The following is a 21,018-nucleotide window of genomic DNA, read 5'->3' as shown; positions in this document are numbered from 1 at the left end:
TGATGGATTATGAAAAAACTTATTCTTTTCTTATTATTGGCTTGCGGATGCTCAGCCTTGTGCGCGCAAGAGCCCACGCAGAATTATATCAATACCCGCACCATGCTGAACGAAGCGGGTACATCTCATTGGAACGACATTTCATATTATGACGGCATAGGACGCCCGTTTCAAACAGTGCAAAAAGCGGTAAAAAACGGGGTACAAACCGGAACGATGCTTGCCACCCTCCAAGAGTACGATGCCCTCGGCCGTAAAAGCAACAGTTGGCTACCTGTCCCGGTGACGGCGAATTATGTCGAACCTGCTGCTTTGAAATCCATTGCCGTCGGCCATAACGGATATGCCGACAGCCGCCCCTACAACGAGCCTGTTTACGAAGCCTCTCCGCTGGGACGCGTCGTGCAGCAGTACGGCCCCGGCGCGGCTTGGCACGATGCGGGTCGTCCGGTAAAGACGGAGTATCTCGTAAACGGCAGCTCCGCCCCGTTGAACTGCATCCACTACTCCGTGAACTCGTCTTATGCGTTATCCGCTGCCGGAGTCTACGCCCCCGGTCAACTCTCCGTGGTGAAAACCACGGATGAGGACGGGAATACGGGCTACGCCTTTACCGACAAGTTGGGACGTCTGCTGCTGGAACGACGCCTGAACGGCAAAGAGTCACACGACACCTATTATGTGTACAACGACCTCGGCAACCTATGCTTTGTACTCCAACCCAAGTATCAGGAGGAGGCTGCCTTAGGAAAGTTTGCCTTTCAATACCGGTACGACGACCGTAACCGATGCACCTGGAAAAAGATGCCGGGAGTGGAACACGTCGTATCTGTCTATGACGACGCCGACCGTTTGACGTTCTCGCAAGACGGGGTTCAACGTGCTGCCGGTCGCTGGACGTATTACAAGTACGACGCCTTCAGCCGCCTGACCGAACAGGGAGAGTGCAAGAACCAAAACTCCGCATCCGGCACCGTCGTACACCTCAGAAACTATTACGACGATTACAGCTTCGTGGGCAGCGCGGGGTTCCGGAGGTTTCCGAAAGACGCTTCCGGACACGGAAAGGGGTTACTGACGGGCAGCGTGATTACGGTACTCGGCAGCAACGAGAAAATATACGTCGCACAGTATTACGACCTCAAAGGGCGTGAGACGCAAAGGGTGCAGAGCAACTTGCTCGGCGGACATGACGTGACGAACACGGTCTATACCTTTACCGGAAATCCCGCCACCGTGACGCATACGCATACCGCAATAAAGAAGCCTACCCGCACGGAAGTCTATACGTACACCTACGACCACGCCGACCGTTTAAGCAAAGTGCAGCACCGTCTTGGCAACGCTACGGTTACACTGTATGAAGCCTTTTATGATGATTTCGGCAGAGTGTCGGCGAAGCAGCATCACGGGGCAGCAGCCAACAAGCTGACCTACGCTTACAATGTGCGCGGCTGGCTGACGGGCATCACGGGTGCCAAGTTCAACCAGAACCTGTACTACAACACAGGCGCAGGAACGCCAAGCTATAACGGAAACATCAGCAGCCTGACGTGGAAGTCGGGCAATGAGAGCGCCGTGCGCGGCTATAAGTTCACCTACGACGGTCTGAACCGCATGCTGAATGCCGTGTACGGCGAAACGGCAGCCCTCAATGCGAACGCGAACCGCTTCTCGGAAAACGTGACGGGGTATGACAAGAACGGGAATATCAGGGGTCTGCAACGCTTCGGGCAGACGGGTGCAAACAGTTACGGACTGATAGACAACCTGACTTTCAGTCTGGATGGCAACCGATTGAACCGTGTGGACGATGCTGTCACTACTTCCGCTTACAACGGTGGCTTTGAATTCAAGGACGGTGCAAAGCAGGCAGGCGAGTACGCCTACGACGCTAACGGCAACTTAACCAAAGATTTGAATAAAAAAATCACTGCCATTCAATATAATTGTCTAAATTTGCCAAGCACAGTTACCTTCAGTGACGGCGGCGCCATCTCTTACACCTATGCGGCGGACGGCACGAAGCTCCGCACCGTTCATAAGACGGGTGGCGCGGCCGTAACAACGGACTACTGCGGCAGTGTGATCTATGAAAACGGCACTCAAAAGCTGTTGCTCACCGAAGAGGGTTACATCACCCTTGCCGATGGCAAGTATCACTACTACCTGAAAGACCATCAGGGAAACAACCGGGTAGTCATCGACCCATCAGGAACGGTAGAGGAGGTGAACCATTACTATCCTTTCGGCGGCATATTTGCCGGAACTGGAAATGTGCAGCCTTACAAGTACAACGGCAAGGAGCTTGACGCAAGAAAAGGCCTGAACTGGTACGACTACGGCGCAAGGCATTATGATGCAGCATTGGGACGGTTCACTACGGTAGACCCGCTGGCGGAGAAGTATTACGGGATGAGTCTGTATGGGTATTGCAACAATAATCCTGTGAGGTTTATTGACCCAACAGGCAAATTTCCGATAGAAACGATTTGGGATATTGGAAATGTGCTTTATGATATTGGTGCTGTCATTGTTAATCACATAAAAGGCGACCACCAAGCGGCGAAAGCCAATTGGGCCGATTTAGGATTAGATGCTGGGGCTATGCTAATCCCTTATGTTCCCGCAGGAACAAGTAAAGTCTTGAAAGCGGGAGCAACAGGAGCCAAGGCTTTGGATAAAGCGGCTGATGGCATAAAAACAATGGATAAAGCAGTAGATGCGAGAAAAAGTACTAAAATCTTTGATGGTGGAGTATCTACTAATAGCAAAACGAGCAATGAGGCTCTTCGAAAAGCTAAAGATGCTAATGGAATACCTCGCTCACAACAACCTGATAAAACAGTTAAACCTAACACTCCAGAAGGCGAAAAAGCAGGATTAGATTCTCGTAATATTAAACAATATGAATATACAAATTCTAAAGGAGAAAAAGTTACTATTAGACAGGATAAACCTGCTAATTATCTAGATGGAGGTCGACAACCAGCTCATTATAATGCAGGGAAAAATAAAAAATTAGATCAACATCATAACTATTAAACCATATATGTATGGTAGAAACAAATGTAATAAAAGAAATTTATAAAGGACATTATCAAGTTGTTTTAGATTTTCCAACTCCAAGTGATTTAATAAATATCATAGATACATCTTATAAATATGTATGGAGTATTGAACATCATGAAAATTCATTAGAATGGCAGAAATACGATTATTGTTTATATGGTAAAAAGGTAAGCCCCAACTCTGTGTTCGCAAGAAATATAGAAATGGAATATTTAATGAAAACATCTGATTTTTTACAATTGATTTTCGATATTAGAAAAACTGTAAAGATTATACAGACAAATATTATTCCACCTCACTATATAAACATCAAACAATTATCAGGTAAAGGGAGGTATGATTTATTGAAAAACAAAATTGATTATTTATTTGAATTGGAAATACCTGGAGCTGTTGATTATGCTCCTATAATAAGTCCGCATGTTGATTTTTTAGAGACTGTTATTAAAAAGATCACTTCTGCAACTTTTCCAAATATTAAATAGATGGTGGTAATACTCCAAATCGGAAGTTCTTTCATAACAATCTGATAAACAGTATTAATATTTAAGATTAAGGCAAAAGGCAAGACTAAATTTCTTGCCTTTTGCTATTTAATGTCATTTATGGATAGCTTAGTTAATTTCAAAACCAATTCATCCATCCTATCACATATTTTCCTACATTTGCCAAGCACGGTAACTTTCAGCGACGGAAGTGCGATCGCCTACACCTATGCTGCGGACGGAACGAAGCTCCGCACCGTTCATAAGGCAGGCGGCGCCACCGTAACAACGGATTACTGCAGCAATGTGATCTATGAAAACGGCATCCAGAAACTCCTGCTCACCCAAGAGGGCTACGTAACCCTGAAGGACGCCAAGTATCACTACTACCTGAAGGACCATCAAGGAAATAACCGGGTAGTCATCACCCCTTCGGGAACGGCAGAGGAGGTAAACCACTACTATCCCTTCGGCGGCGTGTTTGCAAGCACGGGAAATGTACAACCCTACAAGTACAACGGCAAGGAACTTGACGCAAGGAAAGGCCTGAACCTGTACGACTACGGCGCACGGCATTACGATGCCTCACTGGGGAGGTTTACTACGGTAGACCGGCTGGCGGAGAAGTATTACGGGATGAGTCTGTATGGGTATTGCAACGATAATCCTGTGAGGTTTATTGACCCTACAGGCGAATATATAAGTCCTATCTATGATGAAAACGGAATATTGTTAGGAACAGACGATGAAGGGCTGAAAGGCAGACCTATCATTATGAGTGAATCGAACTTTAAGCAAGGGATGTCTCATAAAGAAGCATTAAAGCATAGCTTAGGTTATGAGGGCCTAACTAACGATGAAGCACGCTCTAATTATATAAAAAGCTATAATAGTTTGAAGGATAGACCGGATTATGATGGTCATTTGACTTTTAAAGAAGCAAATAAGTGGTATAGAGAAGGAAATGGAGAGCCTTTATTTGTGGATTTAGACAAAATTGATTTATCAGGAATTGTTTCTTTGGGAGAAAAATATGTTGGACAAGTTAAAGCTTTTAATCTTCTATTAGTTAGCAATTCGGTAAATGACGGTTTAGTTTATGGGCAAATCACATTAAAACGTTATCCTAATCACACAGTAAGAGCATTTGCGGATAAATATAATTTTGAAATGCACAGTTGGAAAAATCCTTTGAATTGGGGAAGAAATGCCGAGACAGTAATAGGAGGTATCGTAGCAGGAAAAGGAACTGGTTACGAGATTAACATTTATGGTAGTAAGAAATTAAAACCAATATTGCCGTGGATAAAATAAAATTTTTTGCTCTTTTCTTATTAATACTATGCCTTTTTTTGCTCTTTCCGCTGATGTGTGATACGGAGAATAAAAATTTAGGCAGTGGTTTTGTTTATAATGCAGAGCATAAACATATTTTAGGGAAAATAGATATACCACCAACAATTATCTCGTATAATTATGATGAACATTTTATTGTTGCCAAGCAAAGACCCCAAAAATATAACGAGGCAATTTATGATAAAACAGAATATGTATATCCATTAGGATGTGATACTATTTACTATTGGCTGATTATCAAGCATGAACAAAAAGTTTTTGGTGCTATGGATTATGAAAGTTTTCAGAAACTGAAAAAAAAATATAAGGTCCCTGATAAATTAGTATTAGAATAAAATTAAGGTAATACTCCAAATTTGAAATAGAATAGTATATTAAATTCTAACTTAAAGCGTAAAGGCAGGGATATATTCCTTGCCTTTTGCTATTTACCTCTTATATATTACTTCCATAACGGTAGCGGGAAGGGCACAAAAATTTCACACTGACATTACCTCAAGGAAAGACGAATGTCTCAGAACAATCTGCTCGGTGGCTATGAGGTGACAAACACGGTCTATACCTTTACGGACAATCCCGCAACGGTGACGCATACGCATACCGCAATAAAGAAGCCTACACGCACGAGCAACATCAGCAGCCTGACGTGGAAGTCGGGCAGTGAGAGCACCGTCCGCGGCTATAAGTTCACTTACGACGGTCTGAACCGCATACAGAATGCCATGTACGGCGAAACGGCAAACCTTAATGCCAATGCGAACCGCTTCTCGGAAAACGTGACGGGCTACGACAGGAACGGGAACATCAGAAGCCTGCAACGCTTCGGGCAGACGGGCGCAAGCAGCTACGGATTGACAGACAACCTGACTTTCAGTCTGGACGGCAACCGCTTGAACCGTGTGGACGACGCCATCTCCGCTTCTGCCTATAACGGAGGCTTCGAGTTCAAGGACGGTGCGAAGCAGGCCGGTGAGTACGCCTACGACGCTAACGGCAACTTAACCAAAGATTTGAATAAAAAAATCACTGCCATTCAATATAATTATCTAAATTTGCCAAGCACGGTTACTTTCAGTGGCGGCGGCGCCATCTCTTACACCTATGCTGCGGACGGCACGAAGCTGCGCACCGTTCATAAGACAGGAGGCGCCACCGTAACAACGGATTACTGTGGCAGTGTGATCTATGAAAACGGCACTCAAAAGCTGCTACTCACCGAAGAGGGCTACGTCACCCTTGCCGACGGCAAGTATCACTACTACCTGAAAGACCACCAAGGGAACAACCGGGTAGTCATCGACCCTTCGGGAACGGCAGAGGAGGTGAACCATTACTATCCCTTCGGCGGCACGTTTGCCGGAACAAACAGCATCCAGCCCTACAAGTACAACGCCAAGGAGCTCGACACAAGCAAAGGATTGAATTGGTACGACTACGGGGCAAGGCATTATGATGCAGCATTGGGACGGTTCACTACCGTAGACCCGCTGGCGGAGAAGTTTTATGGGATGAGTCTGTATGAGTATGTGGGGAATAATCCGGTAAGGTATATTGACCCAACAGGTATGATTTGGGAAGACCCACAAGAAGCGGAACGGCTAAAAAGAAATATAGATAATAGAATTACTTCTCTTAACAAAGACATAGCCAAAAATCAAGATAAACTTGACAAAGGAGGTTTGAGCGTAAAACAAGTCAGCAAACTTGAAAGTAAAATATTAGAAGCCAATAATCGTATATCAAACTTGAATGCAAGTAAGGCAGATATTGATGTATTAGGAGCAGACCAAAACAATGTGTATGTTTTAAGCTCAATTAGCGGTGGAGAACATAAAGTGCGTCAGAGTAGCGATGGAAAGGTTTATATTGAAACTTCTTCGGATGCTCTATCCATACATGAAATCACGCATGTTCGACAATCATTGGATGCAGGAGGCTTAAAGTTTTCCACTAATGGAGAATTGCTTAATGCAGGAGTTGGTATAAAAGGTGTAGCAAAAATGGAGATTGAAGCCTATAAAATGCAATACTCCTATGATAGGTCTTTCCCTGGTAGTTTAGGTGGAAGAGGATTACAAGGTATAGATGTACACTCTGTAGGTGGTATAATAAATGACGGAAAACATGTTTATCCGGTTATTTATCAGTATTCTTTTGACTTAAATAAATTCTTTAAACAGCAAAAAAAACTGATAAGGGGAGGAAAGTAATATGAAAACACGAGTTTTGTTATATCTTTATATTTGTTTTAGCCTTTACGCGTTTGGACAAAAAAAAGATATATCAGGAACCTATTTTAGCAAATCTGGAACAAAAATAGAAATTATAGGAAATGAATTAAATTACATTATACCTCAAATTCATTCTCCTGTTTGGAGTAATGATACATTGGCTAAATGTACTTTCAAGTGGATTGATGTTGATTTTATTGAATTAAATTCAACTTCGCCGAACATCCTTGCATTAAAAGGATTAAAAGTTGCTCAATTTTCAGATTCTACTATAAATGACAGTATAAAAGTTTCTTTTTTAATTCCTTATCAAAGGTCGAATCTTAAAATATCAGTATATACCAATACTTTCAAAACATTTGATTTTATTTACTCCAAGAGTAGTAGTGAGTTGATGTTGCCTAATAATATTGAATCAATAACATTTTATATTGTGCCTGAACATATGCTACCTCATACTTCTGATGGTCTATTTTATGGTATAATTGGATTTGATTCATTTCAGGAATATAAAATAAAAAAGAACATTAATCATATTTCGATAGAAATTCCCGCAATAGATGATTCTTTTTTTGAAAAATATTATGTTAAAGGCGATTACATTAAAATATCGAAAGACATCATTACTTGGAAAGGGGAAGTTTTTATGAAAGAAAAATAATTTATCACGAGGGTGTGTCAAAATAGGCACATCCTCTTTTTTTCTTTTTCGGTAGAGTTCGGAAACTGTTCCACTCAAGAAAAAACACAATCAATTTCTCCGTTCTATTACATAATTTTCTAAATTTGCCCAAGCACGGTAACTTTCGGCGACGGCAGCACCATCTCTTACACCTATGCTGCGGACGGCACGAAGCTCCGCACCGTTCATAAGACAGGCGGCGCCACCGTAACAACGGACTACTGCGGCAATGTGATCTATGAAAACGGCATCCAGAAGCTCCTGATCACCGAAAAGGGCTACATCACCCTTGCCGACGGCAAGTATCACTACTACTTGAAAGATCATCAGGGAAACAACCGGGTAGTCATCGACCATTCGGGCACGGTAGAGGAGGTAAACCACTACTACCCCTTCGGCGGCACGTTTGCCGGAACAAACAGCATCCAGCCTTACAAGTACAACGGCAAGGAGCTCGACGCAAGCAAAGGCCTCAACTGGTACGACTACGGCGCACGGCATTACGATGCCGCATTGGGACGGTTCACTACGGTTGATAGATTTGCGGAAAAATATTATTCACTTTCCCCCTTTCAATATGGGGCAAACAATCCGGCGAATAATATTGATATAAATGGAGACAGTATTATTATCAAACCTAATGAAAATGGAGTGGTTGATAAAGTAAAACAATTATTGGGATATGACACCAAATATCAGAAAGATGTAAAAGCGGATCTTTGGCAGCTTAAGCAAGATGATAGTGAAGTGGCCAAAATTATTTCCCAATTAGAAGAAAGCAAAAATATTCATTACATTACGATGCCTAAAAAAGGAGCATACAACTCAACAAGAATTGATGCAGAAAAAGTGAGAAGACAAATTTCACAAGGCAGTGAAATTTATTATAATCCTTACAGTCAACGAAAAAATGAGATTAACAAGGAAGTGAGATTACCCAGAATAGGCCTTGCTCATGAACTTCAACACTCATTCGATGTAGATAAGAAGATAGCTACTTATGAAAGTACTAAAAATGGAATCTTACTAATGGAGGTGCGTGCCATTAACACTGAAAATCGAATAAGAAGAGTTGTCGGTGCACCCAAAAGAATAACATATGGAAGTCAAAAAGTACCTGAAGAATTATTGGAGTAATTTGTTGATTCTGATAATGACTATTGTTGGAGCGATGTTCATATTCCGGAGTATAAAGTCTTATTCAGTGGAGAAAGAGGATTGTGATTCTTGCATGATGGTTACAACCTCGCCTCGAGTGGTGTCAGGAAGTGTAGAATGGCAAGACTCCATTTGTACGATTATATTAGATGAACTGAAGCTAATGTCTGCTTTGTATGAAAACGAAGACACCACGATACAACATCGTAAGGACTTGGCCGAACAGTTTGAAAAGGATACCTTAATTGTAGATAGTCTTTTGTATATGCAGTTGAGCAAGTACCGTGTTATTCCGCAATATCGTATTGATTCCATTTATAAGAGCAAGGGTATAGACGGTCTGCTGTTTTCTTTCTTTGACGGTGTATGGTTTATACCCCAATGCAGTACTGATAGTATGTTGACGCCACCGGAACAAAGATATGTGATTTACCTACTTCAACAGCACGGCTTTTCTGTAAAAATAGATTGTGAGTCGGGTTGCCTGTATATAATAAAAGCTACGACTTCTGAAAGATAAAATATTTAACAATCTAATCTGTTGATACCTTTCTCTCCCGATGGCAGTGGAAATTTTTACTGCTTTGACACGAAGGTAAAAACGAAGAATGGAGATTCTAATCAGATTGTATTCTGGTATTCGAATTATATATACTGAATCGGATTCTCCCGAGATAGCGCACGAGTGCTTGGCAGATTTTATCAACGAGTGTATAATCGGTTGGACATTGAGCGATTATAACTACGACGGAAGCGATAGGGAAGTTACTTCGGAAGAATAGACGTTCCCCGACGGACATCGGATAGTGAGAGTAAATAATCTGAGGCTGTGTCATAATGCCAAAAAATAAGAATTTACCCCTGCTACAGCTATCTGTGGCAGGGGTCGTTTCTTCAAAAAAGGCATTTTTACCCCTCATTTTCTTTTTCTGGTAATTGAAAAGGGGGTATATCGAAAGATGTAAACCTAAAAATCACCGGTTTATCATAGATTTGTCTAAATTTGCCAAGCACAGGAAATGTGTAGCCCTACAAGTACAACGCCAAGGAGCTCGACGCAAGCAAAGGCCTGAACCTGTACGACTACGGCGCACGGCATTACGATGCCGCACTGGGACGGTTCACTACGGTGGACCCGCTGGCGGAGAAGTATTACGGGATTAGCCCGTATGCGTATTGCGGGAACGAGCCGGTGAGAAGGATAGACCCGGATGGAAAGGATTGGCGCGTGCAGATTTACTATGATGAAGAGACCCGGAGAATGCAATATCTCTTGACAGTGAACGCTGCTCTTTATAATACCTCCAACGATCAGAGTCTTGATATGAAAGCTTTGTCCGACGCAATCACCAAGCAAGTTGCTGACGCTTATAATTTCTCAGGTAAAGATTTTGATGTGAAGATGAATTTTAATTTGAGAGTCATTGATTCGGCAGACAAGTTAAAGGAAAGGGAACATTTGATTCAAGTGGTGAATCAGAATGAAATTGGCAGTAGTAGTCCTAAGACTATGGGACGTGCTTATACATTTCTGCATGGCTTGGATATCAAAGTTGGCACAGTGGCCGTTTCCGATATGTTGAAAGGAAGCGATAATCGGACGATAGGGCATGAACTGGGACATACGGGAGGATTATTCCACAAAGATGAAAAAGAAAGTGACGACAATTTAATGTTACAGAAATCATCCCTCCAAAAAAATCAGATAGACCCTCTGACTGCTAACAAGCTGGAACGGAAACAAATAGAAATCATCCAGCAAAACTATATTCATGGCAAGTTAAATAGACGTATTCCACACAGTAAAACGAGGAAATAAGATGAAGAAAACATTTTTTATTATCATGTGCCTCTGCGTTTTAATAGGCAGTTGCGGCAAGAAAAATACGCAAAAGTCTTGTCTTGTAACCGTAGAGAACTATGCTGAACACGCCAATCTCGATGAGCGCGACAGTAAGGACTATATTAAGTTCTGGATAAACGACAGCTTGTATTTCAGCGGATTGTATCGTACCCCTTACGATTCCGTATGGATTACTAACTTTGGAACAGACGTTGCGAACTTTGTTCCTCAGACGGACAGTGTAAAGATGCGGATCAGAATCATCTCTTTGGACTCTGTGCTGTTCGGCAGCAAGAGGATAATCGACACGGTGTTTCATTACAAGGTAAAAGACATCCCGGCCATGATAATTGTTACCGTGAGACCTTATGAGAATTTCAGTGTATTTGATTTTGTTAATCATCCCGGGTGTTTTGAATTAGGAGGATAATGGACACTGTTTTCCCAATAAACAGACTTCATTTATAATCGCATCCTACGATTTGGAAGTGCTTTCATTCGATAAGCCGATTCTCAAATGCTCTTGATTTGGAAACCGAACAGATTCCCTGCTTATGTCTCTGACATGGGCAGGGAATTTTATTTCATCCCAAGCGCAAGAAGCGTGCAAACATCGGTTTACTCGCCTTCGGAGGACGGCATCCGAAAACGAATAGCAATCGGATTGTTTCTTTTTTTGCTCCCGGCTTTCCAAATAGTGTTAAAAAACGGCTTCCTTTTGATTTTTCAGACATCTTTTTTTATGTTTGTAAACAAATAAACCTGAAAAAAAACAATGTTATGATGACTTTTATTATTGTAGCAGTGGTTGTTGTGCTGCTTGTTATGTGGCTTGTAGGCATATACAACAATCTTGTCAAATTGAAGAACAATCGTGAAAACGCTTTCGCCAATATCGACGTGCAGCTTAAGCAGCGCTACGACCTCATCCCCCAGCTGGTGGCATCGGTCAAAGGGTATGCCGACCACGAGAAGGAAGTGCTTCAGAAAGTGACCGAAGCACGCGCCGCCGCGATGGGAGCAACGTCCATCAACGATAAGATACAGGCAGACAATGCCCTATCGGGCGCATTGGCCGGACTGAAAGCAGTATTGGAAAACTACCCGGAACTGAAGGCAAACCAGAACTTCCTGCAACTGCAATTCGAGATTTCGGATGTGGAAAACAAACTGGCGGCCGTGCGCCGTTTTTTCAATTCGGCCACCAAGGAGCTGAACACGGCGGTAGAGACTTTCCCTTCCAACATCTTCGCCAAAATGTTCGGTTTCTCAAAACAGCCGATGTTTGAAGTTTCCGTACAAGACCGTGTGGTGCTTGACAAAGCGCCCGAAATCAAGTTCTAATCCCCCCTCTCTCTCCTTCATTCCATCAGCAGTGGTGATTTACGCATGAAATACGTAGGATTGCAGACCCAGATCGATCGCAACAACCGCCTGAGCGTCTTGTTGTTGCTGTTGTTCCCGTCCATCATTTTGGGGATGGTGTGGGTGTTTCTGGCCTTAGCCGATTACTTCGGGACAGATTACCGGGACGAGTATGGCGAACCGGTGCGGCAGTTGGATGTGGCAACGGTCAACTATTATTTCATGACCTCCATACCGTGGGTGGTGGCGGGTGTGGCAATATGGTTTGCCATTGCCTACTTCTTCAATGCCTCGATGGTGAAGCGTGCCACAGGCGCACGGCCGTTGACCCGGAACGAGAACCCGCGCATTTACAATATCGTAGAGAATCTTTGCATGGCTTGCGGCATGGACATGCCTCAAATAAACGTCGTGAACGACCCGATGCTGAACGCCTTTGCAAGCGGCATCGACAAGCGGAGCTATACGGTGACCGTAACCACAGGGCTGGCCGACAGGCTGGACGATGACGAGCTGGCCGGAGTGATAGCGCACGAGCTGACCCACATACGCAACAAAGACACCCGCCTGCTCATCACAAGCATCATCTTCGTGGGCATCGTCTCCACCGTCATGAACCTCACTACGCAAATGATTTACCGCACGCTCCTTTCAGGCGGAAGCAGCCGGCGCAACGGTAAGAACAACGGCCTTTCCATCATCGTCGTGATGGCTGTCGCATTGATATGCATCGCCATAGCCTACTTCTTCACTTTGCTGACGCGTTTTGCCATTTCGCGTAAGCGTGAGTATATGGCCGATGCCGGCGGTGCGGAACTTTGCGGAAACCCGCTTGCTCTGGCATCGGCCTTGCGGAAGATTTCCGAGAAGCCCGGCTTGAAGAACGTGAAGAGAGACGATGTGGCGCAATTGTTCATCGTGCATCCGAAGTCCGTAGGGCAAGGCATCGTGAGCTTCCTGAATTCGCTTTTCGCCACACACCCCGACACCGCCAGACGAATAGAAATCTTGGAGCAGTTCTGACGCCCTTTCTTGCTGTAAAAGAGACCTCTTAGGTGAAAATACGCTAAACCATAGAGGAATATTGCAGGATAAACTTTATTTTTGCGGCATGATAAAGATTAAAAACATTTCATGCCGATGAAAAGAATCTTCCGTAAGCTCTACGTGCCGATGGCCGTGCTGGCAGTGCTCTACTCTTGTGCAAGCGTAGGCCGGATAGAGGGCGGGCCGATAGACGAGACGCCTCCCCGATTCGTTGGCGGAACCCCGTCGCAGGGTGCGCTCCATGCCCGAAAGAACAAGATTGTGCTTGAGTTCGACGAGTTCATCAAGCTGGACAAACCGAACGAGAAGATTGTGATTTCTCCTCCGCAGGTGCAGCAGCCGGAAATAAGGTCTAACGGCAAGAAGGTGGTCATCACACTGCAAGACACACTGAAGGACAATGTCACTTACACGTTCGACTTCGGCGATGCCATTCAGGACAACAACGAGAGCAATCCGCTGGAAAACTTCTCTTACTCTTTCTCCACCGGCGACCGTCTGGACTCTATGGCCGTAGCGGGAACGTTGCTGAATGCTTTCAACCTCGAACCGGTGAAGGGCCTGCTCGTGGGATTGCATTCCAACCTCTCCGACTCGGCTTTCACCAAGTTGCCCTTCGAGCGTGTGGGACGTACGGACAGTCGCGGGCATTTCTCCATCCGCGGAGTGGCTCCCGGCACTTACCGCATCTATGCCTTGCAGGATGCCGACCAGAACTTCGCCTACTCGCAACCTACCGAAATCATCGCTTTCAACGATTCGCTCGTAATTCCCTCCATGGAACGACGCATGCGCCAAGACACCACGTGGGTGGACTCGCTGACCGTGGATACAATCGTGGAGAAGGAATATACCCACTACCTGCCGGACAACCTCTTGCTGCGCAGCTTCAAAGAGCCCAACTTCTCGCAACGCTTCCTGAAGTACGAACGGCTGACGCCCGAAAAATTCTCCCTCTTCTTCACTGCCCCTGCCGCCGAACCGCCCCTGCTGAAAGGGCTGAACTTCGACGAGCGCGATGCGTTCATTGTGGAGAACGTCACCGGGCGCAACGACACCCTCTGCTATTGGATAAAGGACTCGCTGCTATACAGACAAGACTCGCTGAGGATGAGCATCACCTACCTCCACACGGACAGTCTGAAGCAGCTGGTTCCGCGCACCGACACGCTGAACGTGCTGGCCAAACTGACCTACGCCAAGCAGCTGAAGCAGAAGCAGGAGGCCAAAGAAAAGGAGCGGAAAGAGCGCGAAAAGAGAAAGAAGAAGAACGACAAGGAAGAGGCTGAGCCGGTATCTGCGGAATTCCTGCAGGCCGACGTATATGCGCCATCGTCGATGGACGTATACGATTACATCACGCTCTCTTTCAACGAACCGGTGACGAGGGTAGATACCGCCGCTTTCCACTTGAAAGAGAAGGTCGATTCGCTGTGGAAGGACATCCCGTTCGACTTGGCACGCGATTCGGCCGACCTGAAACGGTATAACCTCTATGCGGAGTGGGAGCCGGACAAGTCGTACAGCTTTGAGGTGGATTCTGCCGCCATAGGAGGATTGTACGGCCTGCACACGGACAAGATAAAAAAAGAGTTCAAAGCCAAGAAGCTGGAAGAATACGGACAGATTTTCTTCAACGTGCACGGTGCCGGTTCGCCGGCTTTCGTTGAGTTGCTCAACGGGCAAGACAACGTGGTGCGCACAGTGCAGGTGACGGACGGAAAGGCCGACTTCTACTTCCTCAACCCCGACAAGTATGGGGCGAGACTGATATACGATGCCAACGGAAACGGCGTGTGGGACACGGGAAATTATGCCGAGAAACGCCAGCCGGAAATGGTCTATTATTACCCGATGCTGCTGGAGCTGAAGGCCAACTTCGACCTGACACAGGAATGGGACGTCGAAGCCAAGCCTCTGGACAAGCAGAAACCGGAAGAACTAAAAAAGCAAAAACCGGATGAAGACAAGAACAAGAAGAGAAACAGGAGCGGCAATCGTGCCAACGACAACCGCAGCAACAACATTCGCGGCAACAGTGGCAGGGGTTACAGCTATTAAACGGAGTTCCCTGCACCTGCTACTGATGGCGGGGCTGCTCTGCCTGACGGCTTTCTCATCGGTACGCGCCCAATGCACGGCCAAGAACGAGGCCTTCCAGTCGGGCGAGCACGTGATGTACGACCTATACTTCAACTGGAAATTCATCTGGAAGAAGGTGGGTACGGCCAGCCTCACCACGAACGCCACCACTTACCAATCCAAACCGGCATATCGTTTCAACCTGCTTTCCGTGGGAAGCAAGCAGACCGATTTCTTCTTCAAGATGCGCGACACGCTGACCTGCTACGTCAGCGACCGCTTGGAGCCGCTCTACTTCCGCAAGGCAGCCGAAGAGGGAAGCCGCCACACGGTGGACGAGGCTTGGTTTTCTTACGAGGGCGGCCTGTCGAAGGTGAAGCAACGCCGCATCTGGCGCAATCCCGCACGCGAGACTCAGGAGATGGAGTACAGCGACAGCCGTTGCATATTCGACATGCTGAGCATTCTGGCACAGGCACGCTCCTACGACCCGAAGGACTACAAGGTGGGCGAAAAGATACGTTTCCCTATGGCCACGGGGCGCGAAGTAGAAGAACAGACCCTGATCTATCGCGGCAAGGAAAACGTGGAAGCCAATAACGACACCATCTACCGTTGCCTTGTATTCTCCTTCGTAGAGTACAAAAAGGGCAAGGAGAAGGAGGTTATCACCTTTTTTGTGTCCGATGATAAGAACCATCTCCCCATCCGCCTCGACATGTATCTGAACTTCGGCTCGGCCAAGGCATTCCTCAAGAGGGTACGGGGCAACCGCTCGCCCATGACGTCGGTGGTGGGACATGAGTAAATAAGCGGCACTTCACTTTTATTTCCGGACTTTTTTCGCACTGCGCGGATATTTGTCCGCACAGTGCGAACATCTGTCCGCAGGTTGCGTTTTTGTATCCGCACGGTGCGAACAGAGATTTATTCAAACAGTGAACAAGTTTACTGTTTACCGCAAACGATTTTATTCTATGAACACAAGATGTTTTTTCTATAAGTGCAACAATCCTCTTAAACATTCCAACGATCGACTCGGAATTACCTCTGTTGCCAAAGATTCCATCCGGTACATGCTGCCGATATAGCCCGGATCGGGAAAGGGCATAGGGCTTTTTCCGTCCGTCGCCCGATTCCCTGTCCGGCAAGAACTTTAAAAAAAAGGCTTAAAAGCAACGGCTTATGCAAAGAATGGATTATCTTTGTCTTTTGATACCACCGATAAACATTGTTCAGATATGCTGGAAGATTACAGAAGATTCCCGATAGGGATACAGAATTTTGAGCAGTTGCGCAACAACAATTGCGTGTATGTGGACAAGACGGAACTTATCTACCGACTGACGCATACCGACCAAGTGTATTTCCTCAGCCGTCCGCGCCGCTTCGGCAAGAGCCTGCTTGTGTCCACGCTCGAAGCCTACTTCCGGGGGAAGAGGGAGCTTTTCGAGGGACTGGCCATGGAGCGGCTGGAGCAGGAGTGGGACGCCTACCCTGTGCTGCACATCGATTTCAGCCTGACGAAGTACACCGAAGTTTCCGAACTGACGGGACAACTGAACCTGTTCCTCTCCCGATGGGAAGAAGAATATGGAAAGAATGAGGCCGAAAAAACAGCCGCCGAGCGTCTGCAAGGCATCCTGATGCGTGCATACAGACAGACGGGAAAGCCTGTCGTGGTGCTGATTGACGAGTACGACGCCCCACTGCTGGACAGCAATTCGGACGTTGCCCTGCAGCAACAACTCCGCACCGAGATGCGCAAGTTCTTCAGCCCCCTGAAAGGGTTGGGCCAATATCTCCGCTTCCTCTTCATCACGGGCATCAGCAAGTTCAGCCAGATGAGCATCTTCAGCGAGCTGAACAACCTGAAGAACATCAGCATGCGCGATGACTTCAGTGCACTGTGCGGCATCACCGAGAACGAGCTGCTGACCGTATTGAAGCCGGACATCGAACGGATGGCCCAAGCCAACGGCGAGACCTACGAAGAGGCCCGTGCGCACCTGAAACACCAGTACGACGGCTACCACTTCAGCAAGCAGTGCGAAGACATCTACAACCCCTTCAGCCTTTTCAATGCTTTCGATGCCAAGGAATACAAAAACTTCTGGTTCTCCACCGGCACGCCTACCTTCCTGATAGACCTGCTTCGGGAGGCGGACTTCGACATACGCTGCCTCGAAGGCATAGAAGCCACCGACGAGCAGTTCGATGCACCCACCGAGCGCATCACCAGTCCCGTGCCCGTGCTCTACCAGAGCGGCTACCTCACCATCAAGGGCTACGACCCCGACTTCCGCATTTACCGGCTGGCCTATCCCAACGGCGAGGTGCGCAAGGGCTTCATCGAATCACTGTTGCCCGCCTACGTCCACCTGCCGGGAGAGAACAACACCTTCTACGTGGTGTCGTTCATCCGCGATTTGCGCAAGGGTGACATCGAGAGCTGTCTGGAACGCACACGCTCTTTCTTCGCCTCCATTCCCCACGATTTGGAGAACAAGACGGAGAAGCACTATCAGACGGTCTTCTACCTGCTGTTCCGCCTCATGGGGCAGTACGTGGATGCCGAGGTGAAGAGCGCCGTGGGCCGTGCCGATGTAGTGGTAAGGATGAAAGATGCCGTCTACGTCTTCGAATTCAAGTTCGACGGTACGCCCGAAGAAGCGCTGGCACAGATTGAGAGCAAGCAATATGCCATCCCCTATGGGGCGGAGGGACGCCGGATAGTCAAAGTCGGAGTGAACTTCGACAGCGCCACCCGCACCATAGGAGCGTGGAAAATAGAATCATAGAGCGTAGGTCAGAACTTCACTTCCGTCTTACTTCCGTCGTAGGCCACGGCCATCACCTTGATGCCGGAGCCTGCCTCCGTATCCAGACTGAAAGAAGGCCTGTTGGATACGAATACCGGCGTATCGCCATCATACACTTCGTAGGCCGCCACGTTTTGCCAGCCCGTCATGGTAATGGTTTTACCGCTCTTCACGGCAGTTCCTTGGCGTACGGGCAAACGGTCCTTGAATACCTTCCAGTTGGAATCGCAGATATACTCTATCTTTTCGCCGGCCGACGGATAGTTTTTAGCTTTTATCTCGGCCACGGCTTTGTCTATCCGGTTCTGCTCAAGCAGGAAGCGTCTTTTCCCGTAGTCGTCTATCTCGCCGTCGAAGGGCGACAGGTAGCCCCACTTCCGGAAGAAATCGGTCAAGTCGGCCTGCGCAATGTCGCACACCATCTTCACGAATTCCAGTTGCTGGGCTCCGGGGTCCGGCCGGTCGGGCGAGATGCGTATCTTTTCATACAAATCCTTGTAGAAGTCCGTCTTGCCGCGCGCATTGGAGAAGTAGAGCTGCAACTGCCACAACGAAACCAGCTTGCAGAAGACATCTTCCTCGCCGGGATGGGGCACATGCTTCACGAACGAGTTGTAGTAAGCCTTCTCGTAGCGGTTATTGAAACGCTCCAACGCTTCCGTCTCGATGCGCGAGGCGTTGCCCCATTCGGTTTGCACGTAGAGAGAGTGGACGTTGTTCGTCACCTCGGTCATGCCGTGCCATTTAAATCCGGGACGGGTTTGAAACGAGTGCCCTTGCTCGTGTGCCGGACCCCACGGCGATTTCTTCAGTTCGTTCACGTCCAGCAGCGTCCGGCGTTCGTTTTCGCCCGTCACATTATAGGCCGTGCGATAGGAGGTGGAGTAGAAATAGTCATGGTACATGGCATGGAAATAGGCGCGGTTCACGGTGGGACGATTGTACTTCATCAGTCCCATGAACTCTTTCTCCATACGCACCAGCTCATCGTAAGCATCAATCAGTTGCTTGCCGTTGTTGGCCGCATAGGTCTTGAAGTGTGCGGTGGAGAATGTGAGGTGAGCGTGCTTGCCCAACACGTCGAAATACTCGTCGACGGCTGCATGGAGGTACTTCTGCCAATCGGACGCCTGATGCTTCTGCGAGTCGAAATATCCGTTCACCTTTCCGGTGGCAAAGTGAATCTTGACCTGAGGCGCCGACTGATAATCGGGGGTATGATAGAATACATAGACCAACCCTCTGTTCCTCATCTTCAGTTTGTTCACTCCCTCCGAAAGCGAATAGTGCGACGCGTTCCCATAACCGTCGCCTCCGGGTTTGTTCAGGTTCTGTACCTTCAAGCCGAGTTTATATCCTCCGGTGGGGCCTACGAAGACAATAAGCTCGTCGCTTTCGTCGACACTGATACCCGTGGGATTGTCGAGCAGGCTCAACGTGGAGGTCTTGTTCACACGTGCCCAGTCGTCGGGATGCGGCCAAGCACGGTAGTTCTGGATGCGGAACTCGTGCGGATAACTTCCTTTGTGCAGATAGTAGGCTATGTTGCGGTAGAGGCTGTTCGGCACTTTCTCAATCTCTTCGAGAGAGATGCCGGGTTTCAGTTCCGAGCAGGTGAGGTCGGTAAAGAGCGTAAGCGGGTCGAAGTTGTCGGGGTTGCGGCGATAGAACTCCATTTCGGCACAAGAGGCAAACCCTTGCCCGTCGCCGTGACCCGACTTCACGATGAACTTGATGGACAGCGGTTTTATCAGAGGCTTGTCCAGCATGACTTTTGCCGCCAGCGGAGAGCCTTTGAAGTCATAGTCCGTCACTTTCGCATAATCGGGGGCGGCCTGTGTGGACGCCCAAATCTCCACTTCCTTGAAATGGCCGTTGTAGCCCTCGGTGCGGGGATAGTAAATCAGGTAGTCGATGCTTTCCTGATGCTCGAAGAAATACTCCAGTGTGATGGGAAAATAATGCTCTCCCTTATTGTTCCACGACGAGTGGTAAATGCTTTTGTAATCGCCGTCGAACGATTTCTCTATTTCTCCGCCCTGCTGTGAAGAGCTTGCCGCGGCACGGCTTACGGGCACTTTTACGTCGTCCTTGATGTCGCCGGAAGTTTCTCCCGTATAGCCTGTTTGTGCTTTCTGCGTCACCGGAACTTTCTTTTCAAGTGTTCCGCCTTTCTGCTTTACAACCAGCTCGGTGGTGCGCGCCGCATCTGCGGCGTTGAACGACACGCTGAAGCGATGCGCCTTCTTCACCATCTCCACGGCGCGCGTATCGGCCATGGGCTTAATCCAAGCGGCATCTGCCGGAATGCTGATGTCGTACTCTACGTTGGCCGTAACTTCCAGATTTATCTCTCCGCCGCTTGCGGCAACGGTGAACATCTCGGAAGAAAGCAGCAGGGCCGGAGCCATGCCCAGTTGTTCCACAACGATGATTTCGGACAGTCTCCCGGCTGTTACCTTAATCTCTCCGCGGCGTTTTTCCATCTCCTCGTTGGCAGACACACTGATTTGCAGTATAGAGCCGCGGCCCTGCGTCTTGAGCCATGTTGCGGCATCGCCTTGCACGGTTGCCGTCCAATGGCTGTCGTTCGTCTTTATCTGAATGTCGGATGAGGAAGCCGTCTCGGCGAAGTTCACCGTTTTCTGCCCGATGATGAGGGACAAAGCTTCGTCTTCAGGTTTGTCACTGCACGCAGGCGTCAGGAAAACGGATATGGTTAAAAGAAAAAACAAGTGCAATCTCATGGTAAGTGTTTTTATAGGTTTTCTTAGAAAAGTCTGTTTGGATTTACCACGCCGGTTCAGGACAGAGGTCCTAAATCCTGCCGGCATCTTGTGCCCTTATTACGGTTGAATCCGCAATGGTTTCAGAC

General features: G+C 47.4%; 14 protein-coding genes and 4 pseudogenes. 17 read left to right on the top strand and 1 reads right to left on the bottom strand.

The genetic code is table 11. The features are described 5' to 3' along the window. Window positions 1–9: 9 nt before the first annotated feature. The 17 genes and pseudogenes from EV202_RS00715 (at window position 10) to EV202_RS00645 (ending at window position 18,122) form a co-directional block, all read left to right on the top strand. Entirely contained in the window at window positions 10–3,045 is a 3,036-nt protein-coding gene (locus tag EV202_RS00715; RefSeq protein ID WP_131924643.1) for an RHS repeat domain-containing protein, read from the top strand. An 11-nt stretch (window positions 3,046–3,056) separates the two neighbouring features. Further along, window positions 3,057–3,557: a hypothetical protein gene (locus EV202_RS00710; protein WP_131924640.1), complete on the top strand. Its 501-nt coding sequence runs from the start codon at window positions 3,057–3,059 to the stop codon at window positions 3,555–3,557. A gap of 171 nt (window positions 3,558–3,728) precedes the next feature. Continuing rightward, window positions 3,729–4,259 (top strand): annotated as a pseudogene (locus EV202_RS15195) (RHS repeat-associated core domain-containing protein); the annotation flags it as partial. A gap of 599 nt (window positions 4,260–4,858) precedes the next feature. Further along, window positions 4,859–5,248 (top strand): hypothetical protein, encoded by a 390-nt coding sequence (locus EV202_RS00700; RefSeq protein WP_131924634.1) that lies wholly within the window; start codon window positions 4,859–4,861, stop codon window positions 5,246–5,248. Window positions 5,249–5,428: 180 nt separating this feature from the next. Continuing rightward, window positions 5,429–7,123, top strand: a pseudogene (locus tag EV202_RS00695) (RHS repeat domain-containing protein); the annotation flags it as partial. Window position 7,124: 1 nt separating this feature from the next. After that, window positions 7,125–7,805 (top strand): hypothetical protein, encoded by a 681-nt coding sequence (locus EV202_RS00690; protein ID WP_131924628.1) that lies wholly within the window; start codon window positions 7,125–7,127, stop codon window positions 7,803–7,805. Between the two features lie 113 nt (window positions 7,806–7,918). Beyond that, window positions 7,919–8,963, top strand: a pseudogene (locus tag EV202_RS15435) (RHS repeat domain-containing protein); the annotation flags it as partial. A gap of 67 nt (window positions 8,964–9,030) precedes the next feature. Continuing rightward, entirely contained in the window at window positions 9,031–9,504 is a 474-nt protein-coding gene (locus EV202_RS00680) for a hypothetical protein (RefSeq protein ID WP_129588748.1), read from the top strand. Window positions 9,505–9,525: 21 nt separating this feature from the next. Beyond that, the gene (locus tag EV202_RS15430; protein ID WP_394336136.1) at window positions 9,526–9,642 is read left to right on the top strand and encodes an SMI1/KNR4 family protein; all 117 of its coding nucleotides are present in this window, start codon (window positions 9,526–9,528) and stop codon (window positions 9,640–9,642) included. Window positions 9,643–10,053: 411 nt separating this feature from the next. Next, window positions 10,054–10,140, top strand: a pseudogene (locus EV202_RS15485) (RHS repeat-associated core domain-containing protein); the annotation flags it as partial. A 36-nt stretch (window positions 10,141–10,176) separates the two neighbouring features. Beyond that, window positions 10,177–10,803 (top strand): hypothetical protein, encoded by a 627-nt coding sequence (locus EV202_RS00675; protein ID WP_234878217.1) that lies wholly within the window; start codon window positions 10,177–10,179, stop codon window positions 10,801–10,803. A 1-nt stretch (window position 10,804) separates the two neighbouring features. Continuing rightward, complete coding sequence (locus EV202_RS00670; RefSeq protein WP_131924624.1) at window positions 10,805–11,257, top strand: hypothetical protein; 453 nt, start codon at window positions 10,805–10,807, stop codon at window positions 11,255–11,257. A 353-nt stretch (window positions 11,258–11,610) separates the two neighbouring features. Then, on the top strand, window positions 11,611–12,171 hold the full coding sequence (locus tag EV202_RS00665; protein ID WP_106070549.1) for a LemA family protein: 561 nt from the start codon (window positions 11,611–11,613) through the stop codon (window positions 12,169–12,171). Window positions 12,172–12,216: 45 nt separating this feature from the next. Then, on the top strand, window positions 12,217–13,215 hold the full coding sequence (locus EV202_RS00660) for a M48 family metallopeptidase (RefSeq protein ID WP_106069668.1): 999 nt from the start codon (window positions 12,217–12,219) through the stop codon (window positions 13,213–13,215). A gap of 117 nt (window positions 13,216–13,332) precedes the next feature. Further along, window positions 13,333–15,300, top strand: a complete 1,968-nt coding sequence (locus tag EV202_RS00655) for an Ig-like domain-containing domain (protein ID WP_131924622.1) — start codon at window positions 13,333–13,335, stop codon at window positions 15,298–15,300. Between the two features lie 25 nt (window positions 15,301–15,325). Further along, entirely contained in the window at window positions 15,326–16,129 is an 804-nt protein-coding gene (locus EV202_RS00650) for a DUF3108 domain-containing protein (RefSeq protein ID WP_234878222.1), read from the top strand. Between the two features lie 433 nt (window positions 16,130–16,562). Next, window positions 16,563–18,122, top strand: coding sequence for an ATP-binding protein (locus EV202_RS00645; protein WP_131924620.1), 1,560 nt, complete (start codon window positions 16,563–16,565; stop codon window positions 18,120–18,122). A gap of 8 nt (window positions 18,123–18,130) precedes the next feature. Here the strand turns inward: EV202_RS00645 and EV202_RS00640 are convergent, their stop codons facing one another. Continuing rightward, window positions 18,131–20,890, bottom strand: a complete 2,760-nt coding sequence (locus EV202_RS00640; protein ID WP_131924618.1) for a M60 family metallopeptidase — start codon at window positions 20,888–20,890, stop codon at window positions 18,131–18,133. Window positions 20,891–21,018 lie beyond the last annotated feature (128 nt).

Origin of the sequence: Prevotella heparinolytica (assembly GCF_004342845.1) — a bacterium.
Classification (GTDB): Bacteria; Bacteroidota; Bacteroidia; order Bacteroidales; family Bacteroidaceae; genus Bacteroides; species Bacteroides heparinolyticus.
This window is presented reverse-complemented; position numbering and strand designations above follow the sequence as displayed.

What these genes read in the sequence shown, in the direction of transcription:
- EV202_RS00640 (WP_131924618.1), bottom strand. Translation starts at nt 20,890, where the DNA reads ATGAGATTGCACTTGTTTTTTCTTTTAACCATATCCGTTTTCCTGACG.
- EV202_RS00665 (WP_106070549.1), top strand. Translation starts at nt 11,611, where the DNA reads ATGACTTTTATTATTGTAGCAGTGGTTGTTGTGCTGCTTGTTATGTGG.
- EV202_RS00710 (WP_131924640.1), top strand. Translation starts at nt 3,057, where the DNA reads ATGGTAGAAACAAATGTAATAAAAGAAATTTATAAAGGACATTATCAA.
- EV202_RS00690 (WP_131924628.1), top strand. Translation starts at nt 7,125, where the DNA reads ATGAAAACACGAGTTTTGTTATATCTTTATATTTGTTTTAGCCTTTAC.
- EV202_RS00650 (WP_234878222.1), top strand. Translation starts at nt 15,326, where the DNA reads ATGGCGGGGCTGCTCTGCCTGACGGCTTTCTCATCGGTACGCGCCCAA.
- EV202_RS00655 (WP_131924622.1), top strand. Translation starts at nt 13,333, where the DNA reads ATGAAAAGAATCTTCCGTAAGCTCTACGTGCCGATGGCCGTGCTGGCA.
- EV202_RS00645 (WP_131924620.1), top strand. Translation starts at nt 16,563, where the DNA reads ATGCTGGAAGATTACAGAAGATTCCCGATAGGGATACAGAATTTTGAG.
- EV202_RS00670 (WP_131924624.1), top strand. Translation starts at nt 10,805, where the DNA reads ATGAAGAAAACATTTTTTATTATCATGTGCCTCTGCGTTTTAATAGGC.
- EV202_RS00715 (WP_131924643.1), top strand. Translation starts at nt 10, where the DNA reads ATGAAAAAACTTATTCTTTTCTTATTATTGGCTTGCGGATGCTCAGCC.
- EV202_RS00660 (WP_106069668.1), top strand. Translation starts at nt 12,217, where the DNA reads ATGAAATACGTAGGATTGCAGACCCAGATCGATCGCAACAACCGCCTG.